The organism is Cytobacillus sp. EB106-05-05-XG126 (assembly GCF_058791715.1).
This window is the reverse complement of record NZ_JBYTDU010000001.1, coordinates 1,406,358-1,421,039: the sequence shown is the minus strand read 5'-3', so window position 1 is coordinate 1,421,039 and position 14,682 is coordinate 1,406,358. Positions and strand designations below refer to the sequence as shown.

12 protein-coding genes and 2 riboswitches are annotated in these 14,682 nt (G+C 41.1%); of the genes, 11 read left to right on the top strand and 1 reads right to left on the bottom strand.

Annotated elements, in window-relative coordinates; all coding sequences use genetic code 11:
- The first annotated feature begins 103 nt into the window (after positions 1-103).
- The 4 genes from AC3WTL_RS07050 to add all read left to right on the top strand — a co-directional run bounded on the left by AC3WTL_RS07050 (position 104) and on the right by add (position 3,820).
- On the top strand, positions 104-871 hold the full coding sequence (locus AC3WTL_RS07050) for an NUDIX domain-containing protein (protein WP_248346996.1): 768 nt from the start codon (positions 104-106) through the stop codon (positions 869-871).
- A 30-nt stretch (positions 872-901) separates the two neighbouring features.
- Positions 902-1,597, top strand: a complete 696-nt coding sequence (gene pnuC / locus AC3WTL_RS07045; RefSeq protein WP_248346999.1) for a nicotinamide riboside transporter PnuC — start codon at positions 902-904, stop codon at positions 1,595-1,597.
- A complete protein-coding gene (gene nadR, locus AC3WTL_RS07040) occupies positions 1,598-2,620 on the top strand; it encodes a multifunctional transcriptional regulator/nicotinamide-nucleotide adenylyltransferase/ribosylnicotinamide kinase NadR (protein WP_492369249.1) in 1,023 nt (340 codons plus the stop codon). It begins immediately after the preceding gene.
- 45 nt (positions 2,621-2,665) lie between these two features.
- Positions 2,666-2,765, top strand: a riboswitch (purine riboswitch).
- A 53-nt stretch (positions 2,766-2,818) separates the two neighbouring features.
- Positions 2,819-3,820: an adenosine deaminase gene (add, locus tag AC3WTL_RS07035; RefSeq protein WP_248347003.1), complete on the top strand. Its 1,002-nt coding sequence runs from the start codon at positions 2,819-2,821 to the stop codon at positions 3,818-3,820.
- Between the two features lie 84 nt (positions 3,821-3,904).
- Here the strand turns inward: add and AC3WTL_RS07030 are convergent, their stop codons facing one another.
- Positions 3,905-4,408, bottom strand: coding sequence for a GNAT family N-acetyltransferase (locus AC3WTL_RS07030; RefSeq protein WP_222496908.1), 504 nt, complete (start codon positions 4,406-4,408; stop codon positions 3,905-3,907).
- 232 nt (positions 4,409-4,640) lie between these two features.
- Between AC3WTL_RS07030 and AC3WTL_RS07025 the strand changes: the two genes are divergently transcribed.
- The 7 genes from AC3WTL_RS07025 to AC3WTL_RS06995 all read left to right on the top strand — a co-directional run bounded on the left by AC3WTL_RS07025 (position 4,641) and on the right by AC3WTL_RS06995 (position 14,682).
- Complete coding sequence (locus AC3WTL_RS07025; protein ID WP_222496907.1) at positions 4,641-5,171, top strand: cell wall hydrolase; 531 nt, start codon at positions 4,641-4,643, stop codon at positions 5,169-5,171.
- Between the two features lie 126 nt (positions 5,172-5,297).
- Complete coding sequence (locus AC3WTL_RS07020) at positions 5,298-5,780, top strand: AraC family transcriptional regulator (protein ID WP_222496906.1); 483 nt, start codon at positions 5,298-5,300, stop codon at positions 5,778-5,780.
- Positions 5,781-6,043: 263 nt separating this feature from the next.
- Positions 6,044-7,117, top strand: a complete 1,074-nt coding sequence (locus tag AC3WTL_RS07015; RefSeq protein ID WP_315900289.1) for a Wadjet anti-phage system protein JetD domain-containing protein — start codon at positions 6,044-6,046, stop codon at positions 7,115-7,117.
- Positions 7,108-8,619, top strand: coding sequence for a hypothetical protein (locus AC3WTL_RS07010; protein ID WP_252221613.1), 1,512 nt, complete (start codon positions 7,108-7,110; stop codon positions 8,617-8,619). Before AC3WTL_RS07015 ends, AC3WTL_RS07010 begins: the two co-directional genes overlap by 10 nt.
- A complete protein-coding gene (locus AC3WTL_RS07005; protein WP_222496903.1) occupies positions 8,619-9,365 on the top strand; it encodes a DUF6063 family protein in 747 nt (248 codons plus the stop codon). The genes AC3WTL_RS07010 and AC3WTL_RS07005 overlap by 1 nt, the downstream gene beginning before the upstream one ends.
- On the top strand, positions 9,343-13,803 hold the full coding sequence (locus AC3WTL_RS07000; protein WP_492369248.1) for a coiled-coil domain-containing protein: 4,461 nt from the start codon (positions 9,343-9,345) through the stop codon (positions 13,801-13,803). The genes AC3WTL_RS07005 and AC3WTL_RS07000 overlap by 23 nt, the downstream gene beginning before the upstream one ends.
- 87 nt (positions 13,804-13,890) lie before the next feature.
- Positions 13,891-13,997: riboswitch (SAM riboswitch) on the top strand.
- Between the two features lie 106 nt (positions 13,998-14,103).
- Positions 14,104-14,682, top strand: a complete 579-nt coding sequence (locus AC3WTL_RS06995) for an O-methyltransferase (RefSeq protein WP_222496901.1) — start codon at positions 14,104-14,106, stop codon at positions 14,680-14,682.

The window sequence follows — 14,682 nt, the reverse complement described above, 5'->3', positions numbered from 1 at the left end:
TTTTTTTGTATTAATGAGAAATGTATTGACTGAAAGAAAAAAATGGAATATATTTTAATTAACAATTAACAAAATGTTAATTAAAAAAAGAGGTGAACCGAATTTGAAGAATCAAACCTTTATTACACCAGACGGTTATACAAGTGATATTGCGGTTTTTACGATCACATCTGAACAAGTTGGAGAGTATAAACCTCCAAAAAAAGAACTGAAGATTATGCTGATTAGAAGAAGTGAGCTGGACCACGAAGGGAATCCGAACAGGGAAGCAGGGAAGTGGGCGCTTCCAGGAGGATTTGTCCGGTCAGGAGAAACTGCATTTCAGGCAGCGGAGCGAAAGTTAGCTGAGGAAACAGGAGTGGAAGAACTGAAAATAAAGCATTTTGGTATCTACGATTCGCCTGGGCGGGATCAGCGGGGATGGATAATCTCTAATGCACATTATGTTATTGCAAATGAAGCGGCATTAAGGAGCCGGAAAAAAACGTATGATGCATCTGAAATTGAGCTATTTTCACTTGAAGAAGCAGTTGAACTTGATCTTGCATTTGATCATCGGACTATTATCGATGATGCACTTTGGTTTATAAAAAAAGATATGGCGCTGACAACACTGGCCAAGCATTTTCTGCCTGAGGAATTTGTGCTTTCTGAACTGCAGGGGGTCTTATTGACGGTGTTGGATGATCCTTCGATCTCCACTGATGCTGCCTTTTTCAGAAAAGCACCGACACTTCCATTTATTGAAGCTATATCGGAAGACGGAAAGCCCAAGAAATCAAACCGCTATTCTAAAACGCCGGCTCAGCTTTATCGATTTAATGACTTTCAGCCGATTGTGTCCGTATATAGAAATAAGCTGCAAGGGTGAAAAGCAAATCATATAAGGGGAGAGATTCACATGGGGATTTTTAAGAACTGGACGCGGTTTGAAATTATATGGCTGATCACATTTACGCTTGTTAACATTTATCTTTTCTTTGCCTGGTCTGATTCACTGCTAGGCCTGATTTCATCCATAAGCGGCATGTTATGTGTGGTGCTGGTGGCAAAGGGGAAGATTGCCAACTATTACTTTGGCATCGTGCAGACCTTAACTTATGCTTATATTGCTTACGGTTATGGTCTTTATGGAGAAGCCATGCTCAATGCCCTGTTTTATTTTCCGGTTCAATTTATCGGTATTTACCTGTGGAGAAAGCATAAAACAAATCAGGTTGTTAAAGGAGAAGATGTGAAAGTTAAAAGTCTGTCAAAAAAGGGCTGGCTCTATACATTAGTATCTATTACTGTACTCACAATTGGATATGGGTTTTTTCTTAGATATTTAGAAGGCAATTTTGTCTGGACGGACTCAGCTACAAACGTTCTTTCTATTACTGCTCAAATATTGATGCTGAAGAGATTTGCAGAGCAATGGCTCCTATGGATTTCCGTTAATGTATTATCCATTATCCTTTGGGCGGGTGCTCTCATCACACAGGGCGGCAACGACTTTTCAATGTTAGTCATGTGGACGGCTTTCCTGGTCAACAGTATTTATGGTTATATCAACTGGCGGAAATTATATGTGAAACAGAATAAGGAGGAGGTTTAAATGACAGTCGGGTTTATTGGAGGAAAGTTTCTTCCCCTGCATCTTGGCCATGTCTATGCCATCGTTCAGGCCTCATCCATCGTTGACGAACTGTACGTTGTGCTGTCCCATAGCGAACTGCGTGACAGGCAATTGTGCGAGCATTCTAAAATGGCTTATATTCCGCCACATATCCGTTTGCGCTGGCTCAGTCAATTAACTAAAGATATGCCGCATGTTAAGGTCATTTCCATTAAAGACCATCAGGGGAATGAAGATTACAATTGGGCTGAAGGTGCCAGGGATATAAAACAGGCAATTGGAAAGCGCATTGATTATGTATTTAGTTCAGAGTATGAATATAACGATATTTTTAATGAACTTTATCCAGAGGCCAAACACGAATTGATTGATCCCAATCGGGGACATGTGAATATTTCGGCAACAGCAATCCGTAATGAAGGCGTTTTTCTTTATTGGGAGTACATCCCTGACTTTGTTAAACCTTATTTCGTTAAAAAGGTTGTAGTGGTGGGTACTGAAAGCTGCGGCAAATCTGCCTTGACCAGAAATCTTGCTAAAATCTACAACACTTCCTATGTTGAGGAATATGGCCGAACCGTATGTGAAGAATTAGGCGGCTGCGAAGGGATTATGGTTAAGGAAGATTACCACAAAATTGCCTATGGCCATAAGCTTGAAGAAATCAAGGCGATTGAAAAAGCAAACAAAGTTGTTTTTATCGATACGGAGGCAATCGTGACTCAATTCTATTCCAACCTTTACAACCATGAACATCAAGCAGTACTGGATGAAATTGCGAGCCTGCAGGATTATGACCTGTGGCTATACCTGGAACCTGATGTGAAATGGGTGGATGATGGACTTCGTGTTCATGGAGAGCACGATGTAAGGCTCCTAAACAACGATGCTCTAAAAAAACTCCTGAACAATCATAAGATTGATTACAAAACCCTGAGCGGAGATTATAAGGAACGGCTTCAGGGTGCAATAGGGCATATTGAAGAGCTGATAAAACTTTAAATAAGTGATTGACAAAAAAGATAATATTATTTATCCTTTTAAAAAACCTAATGAAATACTTTCATTCGTATAACTCCAATAATATGGTTTGGAGGTCTCTACCAGGAACCTATAATTCCTGATTACGAAGAAGATACATGTGTTGTATTTTCTTCGTAATCAGGAATTTTTTTGTTAAAAAATCTAGGAGGTCCAGCTATGAATTTTACTATTATGCCTAAAATTGAACTTCACTGCCATTTGGACGGGAGTGTCAGACCAGAAACCATTATTGATATCGCAAAGAGAGAAGGCATCAGCCTGCCTTCTTTTGATAAAGAAAAAATCAAAGAAGAACTAATTGCCCCGTTGGATTGCGAATCCCTGGATGAATATTTAAAAAGATTCTCCATTCCTAACTTGGTCATGCAGTCAAAAGAAAATTTGAAAAGAATATCCTATGAGCTATTTGAAGATGCAGCAAAGGAAAACGTGAAATACATGGAGGTCCGCTTTGCCCCTCTGCTTCATACTCGAAAGGGATTATCCGTAGAAGAAATCATCCAAAGTGTGATTGAAGGGATGAGAGAAGCTGAAGAAGAATTTGATATTAATGGAAATGTCATTTTGTCATGCATGAGAACGATGAGTGTGGAAAGTGCATTTGAGGTCGTCGAAAAGGGAAAGGCATTCCTGGGAAGAGGGGTTGTCGCCATTGATTTATGTGCTTCCGAGGAGGAAGGCTTCTGTGGAAAATTCATTGAACCAATTGCGCTGGCAAGAGAATATGGCTATAAAGTCACCATCCACGCAGGTGAAACGGGAATCGGAAAAAATGTGCTGGAGGCTGTTGAATGGCTGGGAGCTGAACGAATAGGACACGGTGTATTTATTAAAGACTGTGAAGAGGCATATAAACTTGTAAAGGAAAAACAGGTAGTGCTTGAAATGTGCCCAACCAGCAATGTCCAAACGAAAGCGGTAAACCAATTTAGCGACCACCCCATTTCCGACTTCCATCGGGATGGAATAAAAGTAACGGTTAATACGGACAACAGAACGGTATCGGATACAACGATGGCAAATGAATGTGATATTGTTTCGAAGGAATTTGCTATGAGTGCTGAGGATTATAAACAAATTTATATGAATAGTGTAGAAGCAGCTTTTGCAGATGAGGAGATAAAGGAAAAACTGATGGACTATTTAATGGATATTTAAGTTAATAAAGAAGGTGGCTGCCCCGGCTTAATTTTTAATAAGTGGGGGAGACACCTTTTAAGGATAGAAAAAAACTCCAAGAACTTATTTTTCGGATGCAAACAATTTAAGCTCTTCCTTATCCAAAATAATCGTCCCTTCATATTTCATACCAATTTTTTCAAGCAGTCTGGAGGAAGCATGATTGTCTAAGGATGTGATGGCCAGGATCCGTTCCATATCCAGCTGTTCATGACCATATTTCAATGTAGCAGAAGCTGACTCGAACCCATAACCTTGCGTTTGATATCTGGATAAAAAAGCAAAACCAATATCAACATTGTCTAAAGTATCTCGTTTTATCAATCCGCACATGCCAATAGGAGAGCTTCCTTCTTTTCGCTCGACGAGAAAAAGGCCAAAGCCAAATTGAGAATACATTTTCATGGGTCCGGTCAAAATATAATTCTTAGCATCCTCAAGCGTTCGTACACCTTTATCGCCAATATAACGAATCCATGCAGGTTCATTTAAAAGTTCGAGAATGAATGCTGCATCATCTGGTGTTAACCAGCGAAGAATTAATCGATCTGTTTCAAGTACTTTCAATTATTTTAACACCTCATTCACTTTCCAGGCTGTTAACCATCAAGTTTAATTATTTATTTTCAAGGCATGCTATAACAAATATACATCTTACATTATTATTAGAGCAAATTGAATATTCTTATTTCTTGACTGGTAATTCTCCCATAGATTCACTAATGAGTTCACATTGTAAACCTGATAGCCTTATAAGTGGCCTGTTTTTGCCTAAAAACTACAAACAGGAGGTTTACAAATGAAAAATTTAGTAACATTTGTTGCTGCCATTTCACTCATTATGGGTTCATATAGCATGTTTCCTGCTGATCATTTTGATGCTGAGACAGTGGATCAGAAAGCTGCAGAAACATTAACATATAAAAAAGTTGAGGTTGACGTGAAAGAGTCATCATCAACAGATCATCGATTCATCAAAGAGGAAGAAAAAAAGCTGCTTGCACGTCTTGTACAGGCTGAAGCAAAAGGGGAGCCGTTTGAAGGAAAAGTAGCGGTTGCTGACGTGGTTCTGAATCGTGTTGAGCACGAACAATTCCCGGATACAGTCAAAGATGTTATTTATCAGAAGAATGCTTTTGAACCTGTTCAAAATGGTTCAATCAATGAACCGGCAAGTAATGAAGCAGTTCAGGCCGTTGAGACAGCTCTTATTGATAAGGAGCAAAATGAAGAGTTCCTATATTTTTATAACCCTGAAACAGCCACAAGCCAGTGGATCTTTTCACGTGAAGTTGTGAAAAAAATAGGCAATCATGCATTTGCTATATAAAGGCGCGTACAGCATAAAAGCTGCGCGCTTTTTTTGTTGGAGAAAAAATGAAATTGGAGAAGGAATATTAAGAAAGATAGAGAACATAATTCAAGGGAAATAATTCCAATAAGTGGGATGTTTAAAATGGAGATCATTGTAAAGAAATTGCCTGAAACAGAAGTAGCGTATATCAGGCGTACCGGAAGTTATTTTGAGCCGCAGGATCATTGGGGAAGATTGATTGGATGGGCAAGCAATCATGGATTATATCCTCCGCAGGAATCTTTCATTGGCATATCATTGGATAATCCTGATCTGGTGGAGAGCAAGAATTGCCGCCACGATGCCTGTGTTACTATTCCTGAAGGCTTTAATAAAGAGGAACATCAGGAAGTAATGTTTAAAAAAATTGATGCAGGGGAGTATGCTCTCTATCCATTCTATGATACCCCAGATAAATTGCATAATGCCTATCAGTACATGTTTGGAGAATGGCTGCCAAATAGCGGATATGACCCGGATTACGATAGACATAACCTCGAATTTAATATGAATAATCCTGCTGAAGATGCAGAAGGGAAATGCAGAGTTGACTTATATGTACCGCTGAGAACAAAAACAAGCTAATGAATTTACTGAATTGTCCCATGATAACTTTACAGTTAGTGGGAAATAAATATTTTATGAAATTGTTTTTCCTGTATTCCTGACTGCAGCCGTATGGATCCCTGTGTCTTAAAATGGGGGAAAGGCTTTATTGTCTTACTCCCCTCCCCATTACTTCTCTCTTTTATTAAATCCATTACATCCATTCCATAACTAGTTTATAATAAAAATGTTGTCTGTATGAGATAATTTCTCTCACTAAAAACCCAAAGATGTTTAAGAAGGTGAACAAAATCAACATCATCGAAACAAGGGTGAGAAGCTTTATTGAAGATATTCAGCACCCTAAGCAAAAGAAGAAGTTAAACATAAATGATTTGGAATTTCAGCTGCGTAAATTGCTGGATGATTATTATGAAATGGACGGTTATTCGCTATTTTATGAAGCCATACAATCATTGCAGGATGAAGGGCAGCTGACACCTATACATAATCATCAATACAACGGGAAAACACTGTCTCTGCCTTTATATTTCTGGGTGAACGTGAAACCTCACACCGGCAAATGGGATCGTCTCGAGATGATGAAGTTAAGTGATCGGTTCGACTTTTCCTTTTATGAACGGCACCCTGAATGGCAGACGAAAGAGGAATGGATTCGCGTCAAGAATTTATATGCTTTTCTCCAATCCAGCGGCGAACGGGAAACCGTTTCACTTGAGGAAAGAAGCCTGGAGCTGTTCGGCCATGAAAAATTCCTGCAGGATGTGATCAGTTTTCCTGATGGAAAAGGTTTTTTAGCACGAATTGGTGTATCTGAAGAGCAGCTGAAAGTGGTTAGATACGGGGAGCCTTTTGTGTTTTGGATGAAGCAGGGGAAAGAAATTAAAGATATTCAGCGAGTGCTGATTGTCGAGAATCTATCATTCTTTCATACTAGCATTCAATTATTGGAAAGCGATCTGCTCGATTACGAGCCGGAACTGATCATTTATGGGGAAGGCACGAAAATTGAACGGAGCTTTTCGTTCTTCTATAAAATTTTCCCGGCTAAATCGTATCTATTCTATTATGCAGGAGATCTTGATGCAGCTGGATACGGGATCATGCCCAGGCTGATTGAGAAATATCCGGAATGCTGCATTCAGCCTGCATTGAAGATTTACCGTAAAATGCTTGAATGTATGGATCAAAGTAATGAACAGAAATCCGGACAGCCTCAAAATCTTAAATACCGTGATGCGTTCTTCCGGTGGTTTACGGTAGAAGAGCAGGAACTCTTATTGCAATTATGGCAGGAAACTAAACGCATTCCTCAGGAAGTCTTAACAATTGAAACTTGGAGGAGATGGATGTGAACGAGTCATGGGAAGGATTCGCCCAGCGGATGCAGCGTTTAAACCCGCTGTTTGAGCTTGGAAGGGGAATGGAAGTCGGAGAGCTGAAGCCTCATATCCAGACGATTCTGATGCAGGTGCTCCTCACCATTTTTTATCGGGAATTGAATGATGATGATCATCGGAGAAAATCGGATATCAAATATATGGTTGAAGATTCGATTAAACAAATGAAGCTTTTGGCTGATGATAAGCAGATTGAACGAATCACAAGCGGGCTTCTGTATCAGGGAAAAGAAGAATACAGCAGGCCGTTTGAAGCCCTATATTACGATGAAATCAGACAATCATGGGAGACGCAGGTATTCCGCTATGTGACAATGGATGAATTATATACAAACCTGGAGATGGGCGGATCAATCGTCTACAAACTCACAGATGTCTCACAGGAAATGATTTTCATGAGCAGGGAAATGGCGGAGGAGTTCTCAATCACCATTGAACAGCTCTACAGTATGCAGCTGATTAAAAACGGTAATTTCCGCAAAGCTACCCGAAACCTCGATCACCTCATTTCACGGGTCAACCGCTTAATGGCAAGAGAATTTTCCTTTCAAAAAGAAATGATCAATAATCCCAAAATCTTATTGATGGAAGAAGAAATGCAAAGGGCTGATAACCGTGCGGAAATTGAGAAGCAATTTGAAGAAGAAAAAAATCACTTCCGTACCATCAGCAGTATGATTGAGAAGACAAAACGAAGAAACGAGGAAGAGGATCACATTCAAAGAGAATTGATCCTCCTGCAGGAAAAGATCGGCCATACAAGGCAATTGCATGACCGTTTTGCCAAGCTTGTGATTCAGAATATCTCCTATGAAATGAAATTAAAAGCGGAAAACCCTTCACTGTTTTGGGAAACAAGCCTGGTTTCGTTTCGGGAGCACATTTATGAAAACTGGTTCATGAAGGAGGGGGCATCTTCCTTCGATCATGTTGAGAAGGTACTGGGTCCTTTATTTTCGCCAAAGAATGAATTTATCTTGCCCTTGGATTGGATCTGGGGCGAACAGGAATTTGATGAAAAGCAGCTGACAGAGACGATGGAGGAAGAAACGGAAGACGAAAGCATTACCCATCAGCGCGTAACGAACTGGAATTCTGTTATCAAGGCCTGGAGCTATGTGTTTCAATATTTGCAGACATACGGAGAGTTTTCCCTGGCTGATTTAACGACATTGCCGCTTGAGGTACAGGATTTATGGTTTGAAGAATCGGAAACGATTGATTTATGGATGATGTTTGATAAAAAGCCTCTGAAGGTTCAGGTGCTGCACCGGAAGGAAGAGAGCTTGAGCGATGAGAGGGAAATTCTTCTTTATAAGCTTATGCAGGAGTATCCGCAATTCCAGGTGTTTGAAGGATTGAAACTTTATACAGAGTTTGATCATCGGGCGGAACCTTTCCTCTGGTATCAAATGAAAATCACTCCGTTTAAAATTTGTGTTCAGGAGGAGAAATGATGAGTGCAGAAAGTATTAAGACTGCATCAGCAGTTTATTTCACGCTATTAAAAGACAAGGTCATCGATGAAAACAGCGAGCACTTTCAGGCGTATTTCGATCCTGATGTAAGACAGACGGTGCTTTTAATGGCAGACGAATCCGGGACCTTTATAATTGAATCGCCAAAACGGATTCAGCTCGTTGTACAGCCGACCGGCTCTGTTTTTGCGACGAATTTTACACATATGAAGGACAGGCATAAACAGGTTGAAACCAAAAAACATTTTCACCTGATGAGCGTTGTCATTATGGCATTCCTGGCGGGCATCGACCGCAATCAGGCGGCTAAGATCCGCACGAAGCGCGAAGGGATCAGCTTTTATACATTGGAACGGCAAGTGAATGATGTCATTATGAATTGGGATAGCCTGCTTAAAGCAAAGCCGGGTTTCGGAGAAGAAGAAAAAATTGATATGAGAGACGTTGTGACGACATGGAAATACATGGAGGTCGACACAGATGATTATGGAGCCAGGAAAGCCAATCGCAGAACGCGGATTGGTTTGATTGCAAGTGCCATGCGTCTTTTGGAAACAGAAGGACTCATCGTCATTCTGGATCGGGAGGATATACCGAAGGCGATTCCAAAGCAGGAGTTATTTGAACGGATTGAATACCTGTATCATGACTATGACCGTTATGAGATGTTCAAGGAATTGATGAAAACAGAGGAGGATCAGCATGCCGAAAATACATCGGATTAGAATTGCCGGCCTGAAATATGATGGCATGCAAAAGCAGTATAGGGATACCACATTTAACTTTCATAATGAGGAAACCTCCACAAATGGCCTCATTTCGATGATGAATGGAGGAGGGAAAGGTGTTTTCCTGCAGACCATATTTCAGATCCTTAAGCCGGGTACCGCATGGGGAAAGCAGAATAACCGCTTTTATCAGCAATTCTTTTTTAATAATAAAGAGCAGTTTATTCCTTATACCTTTCATGTTCTCATACAGTGGGAGCTCGACGGGGCTGACAGCAGGCATTTAGTGACGGGCGGAATGTTTTCAGCAGACCAGCGTATTTCAATGAATGAAGAGAGCGGAGAAAGCAAACCTCTTGAACAGGAAGCGAAAATTGTCCCGAATATTACCTTTTATACAAGGGAGTTTGAACGAAAAGAAGAAGCATCTCTTGAACATATTCCGCTCTATGAAGATGGAGAACTGGCTGAAACAGAAGGCCTGAAGGATTATTTAAAATGGAATGGGTACGATGTTTACCGGGATACAAAGAAACACTACCGAATTCTGGATACATATGGGATTAACCGAAAAGATTGGGATATTATGAAGGACATTAATAAGGATGAAGGCGGCGTCGGAAAATTCTTTGAAGGTGCTGAAGATGATCATTCCCTGTTCCAAAAGCGGATCATTCCTACAGTCAGTCAGGTTCTGCACCGGACGGAGCATCAGAAGAACGATCTTGTGGAGATTTTCAAGAGTCAGGCAAGCATCGCAAAGGATCTCCCTGTTTTGCTGAAAAGAGAGCTGGCACATAAAGAGTTCCTGGAAGATATTCTTCCTTTTGAAGAGAGCCTGGCAAAGGGTGTCGGGCATAAGGAAATTGTAGAGGACAGCATTAAGGCCGGAAGACAGCTGCTTGGCGCTTTGGAGCATTTGAAGAAAACGGAAGAAGAAATACTCATTGATCTGGAAAAGGAAATCGAAAAATTAACAGGCAGGCAAGTGGATCTTCGTTTTCAGAAAGATAATCTTGAGTATGCAAAAGCTCACCGGGAAGTGCTGGATTGGGAGAAGAAATTAGCGGAAGAGCAGAAGAAACATATAGTTCTGCAGGAAGCGGTGAAGGAAAAGCAGGAGCGAAAAGAAGAGCTTTCTTTTCAGCTGTTATTGAAAGAATGGCATGAAGGTGAACAAAGCATTGGTGCGCTTTCCCAGCAGATTGCTAAGCTCGAGCAGAACAGCGGCCTTGAGCAAGTGAATCAAAGAATGGATGAAATCAAAAAAGAAGCGGCACAGCAATGGGAGAAATCCGCTGCTTCCATTAGGGAAGCCGTTCATCAATATTCCGGATATCAAAAGTTTTTAAAGAAAAAAGCAAAAGACCTGTCTAAGCAGGATAAACAAAAGACCCAGGAGATTGCCCAGCTTCGTACAGAAATTGATTTTCTTTATACGCAAATTAATGATTTTGAATCAAAAGAAGAACAGCTCATCAAGGAATTCGGTGACCGCATTGCCTATGATTTAACGGGTTTTATTGAAAATCTGAATAAACAGATAGAAACCAAAGAAGCAGCACTCAAAGATATACAGGCAAAAGAGAATAGATCAAATGAAAAGCAAAATCAGCTTGCTTCTTCCCATGGTACGCTCGCACAATCCATTCAGTTTTCTGAAGAAAAGTGTGAAGAGCTAAAAAGGAAAAGTGAAGAGCAGCAGAAAAATGAAACAAAGCTGTACCATCAGCTCCAAGGTGTGCTGCAAGATGTCAATGCTCCATTCACGAATGCTCTTTTATCAAAATATGCCCATGAAGTGGAAGAGCTCCTCGTTCAAAATCGCGAGCAAGGGGAAGAATTAAAGAAAGCACTCTGGGAAACGCAGCTGGATTATGCCTTGAATGATGAGCATTTCTGGATTGCCAATAATGATGTGAAGGAACTGAAGGAATGGATTGATGAAAAGACGGGGATTGACGTATTTTACGGATCCCAATTTCTCCAATCCTTAAAGCCGGATGAAATGGCGAGCCACATGCTTTCTCATCCTCTTCTGCCGTACGGCTTAGTAGTCAGCAGGCCGCAATGGGAAAAGATCAATAAGCAGGTCCTAAGCGGAAGGATTTATAAAAGTCCTGTCCCGATTTTTATGCGGGAAGATATGGCGGATGAAAATCAGCAGACTGCCTTTGTGATGATCACCGGGACGGAGAAGGAGCTGCTGGCGGATAAAAATAAGTTCACAAACTGGAAGATTCAGATTGCGAAACAAATAGACGATCAGAAAGATACACTTGCAGAGTTGGAAAAAACAGAAACAGCGCTGCGCCGTATTATAAAAGAAATCGACCGATTCCTTTCCCATGAACTTGCCATTGATATCGAAAAAGTACTTCTTCATGAAAAGGAAGCCCTGCTTTCGAGGGAAACGGAATTGCAGGCTATCATCGTGCAGGAGGAAAAAGAAAAAGAGCTGCAGCTAGGACTTAGAGAACAGCTGGAAAAGACGAAGAAAAAGATTGAAAAGCTATCTAAAGATGCGGAATACTTAACGGAATTTGACCGTGAAAAGTCAATGCATCAGGAAAATAAACGGGTAAAGCAGGAAAAAGAGAAACAAAAGGAAGTTTTCGAAAAGCTGCAGAATGAACTGGGAAACGAGCTTCAGACCATCACTGACCTTCAGGAAAAGTGGAGCCAGACCTATCTGGAATGGAAGCTGTCAGCCGAGCAAAATATTAAGAAGATCGGCTTCTTTATAGACGGTGCTGCTTTTCCAGCCGCTGAGAAAGCAGAAGCTTCTGAGGAGGTTCCGCGATTATCACCCTATATTTTAGAAGAAATCAATGGCAGCATTGAGGAGCTTAAACAGCTGCAAAAATCAAAAGAAGAACAAGCCAGTGAACTGCTCGCGATTCAGGCGACAAGAGAATCCGAACAAAAGCAGCAAAGGAAGCTGGAGAAAAAACTTCATGCTCTTAATGAAGAGTGGAAGGACGCTTCTGTACCGGATGAACCAATAAGTATTTTGGAAAATATGGTACAGGCAGCTGCAAAGGAAACAAAGGCAGCAGAAAAGGAAGAGCGTGAGCAGGAAAAGACCGTAACCATTGCTGAAACCTCCTTAAAGCATGGAATGGATCAGCGTAAAAAATCCTCAAAAAAAGTGGCCAAGCATGATCAAAAGCCTGAAGAATGGGAAGAGCTTGATCTGGAAGTGAAGACGATCGAAATTACTGACCAGACCAAACAGACAAATGCAGAAATAAAGAAAACGGAAGAACGCAAAAAAGAGGCAGAACAAAGCATAACTGAGTTTGAAAAAGATCAATTGCATTTATCCGTCATTCTTAAAGAGGAAGCGGCCGCATTTACAGATGAAGACATAGAGAAAATTAAGAATCAAGGAAAGCAAAGCACCCTATCCTGGAGTGAAAAACATCAGGCTATTCAGGATGAAGGGCAAGAGAAGCATGCGAAGATTGAACAATCACTAAGAAATTTAAAGCTTGCTATTGAAGGCAAGGATTGGGAAATCCGCTTTAAGAATGAAGTCTTAACTACGCTTGATCATATGGATACAAGGCATTATGCGCATATTCAAAGTGTCGTCCAAAACATGAAGCGCTTTTCTCAGAGCGGTCTGGAGCAGCTGGAGCGCGACAAAGAACGGGCGGAAAAGGCGCAAAACTTCTGGGCAAGCAGGGCAAGCATGAAGGTAATGAGCATTTCAGAGGCAATTCGCTCGATGATTGCGAAAATGAAGCTTAAGAATGAAAGGGGTTCTTTTCCGCTCGTCCAGCTTAAAGAAGATATCCTGCCTAAAAAAGCGGAAGATGTCGAACCTTTACTGAAACAGCATTTCGTTTCAGCCATTAATAAAATTACGAAGCGATTTGAGATGATTGATGATAATAATCCGGTGCTTGATCAGGAAATCAAACAGCTTATCAGTGATGAGCAAATTTTATTTGTTTCCCTCAGAAATCGCTATCCGGAGCTCCTGGTTTATAACATGCGTACAGACAATGCATTCATGTACGGTAAACCGCAGCGTGAGCATTATTCGACCTGGCAGACGATCAACCAGGGTTCGAAGAAGAAATCTGATGGAAGCGGCGGTCAAAAGCTATCTGCCCGCATGGTTATGATGATGATGCTTCTTTCGGTCAAGAGTGAAACCGATCAAAGCTGGGTTCCGCTAGTCTGTGATAATCCTTTCGGCCAAGCTGCTTCTGCCCATGTGCTTGATCCTATTTTCGCTGTAGCCCATAAGCTGAAGTTCCAATTCATCGTCGTCACTCCGCCTGAATTGGTAAAAACAGAAATCAGCCAGAGATTCGAAGCGTACTATAAATTGGACTTCATCCGTGAAAAGGGGAAAGAAATTGTGTCGGATACGATTGTTCCGGCTTTTAGGATTTATCAGGGGGAGGAAGCTGTTCATTAAAAATTTGAAATAGATTAAAAGAGTTAAAGTATTGCCATTTGGCAGAAACTATGCAATACTTGGTTGAAAATATAAATTTTATACAAATTCTTATCCAGAGAGGTGGAGGGACTGGCCCTGCGAAGCCTCAGCAACCCCTGATTATGTCAGGAAGGTGCTAATTCCAACAGAGTTGACGCTCTGGGAGATAAGAGGTCGTTTTGATAAGTAAAGGCCTCTTATAAAGAGGCCTTTTTTTGATGCTCTTTTATAATTTGAGCTTGGTTTAGATTAGAACGAAGAAAGAGGAGGAATGGCAAAATGGAAAACGGCGTTATACAGGTACCGGAAGCATATTCGAGGATATTACAGGAATCAGATGTGCTCGGCTTCGGGCAGTCATGTGATATAAAAACAGGATTTTTACTGAAGGGGCTGGCAGCCTCTAAATCTGGAGGAAGCTTTTTGGAGCTGGGAACAGGTACGGGAGCGTCTGCTTCATGGATCATGGATGGGATGGATGAAGGCAGTAAGCTTACCACCGTTGACATAGATCCGACAGTGCAATCGATCGCGAGAAAGTACCTCGGGAATGACAGCAGAATTACATTTTGCTGTGAGGACGGAGCAGCTTTTATTCAAAACCTGTCGGAAGGGTTCGATTTTATTTTTGCAGATACATGGCCGGGGAAATTCGAGCTTCTGGACAAAACCCTGGATCATTTAAATATCGGCGGTTTTTATGTGATTCATGATGTGTTTCCGCAGCAGAAATTGCCTGAAGAATTTCGGATCAAAGCAACTAAACTTCTAAAAACTCTGCAGGACAGACCTGACCTGGACATAACAGAATTGGATTGGTCTACTGGGCTGATACTGGCAGTTAAGACAGCGGTTTGA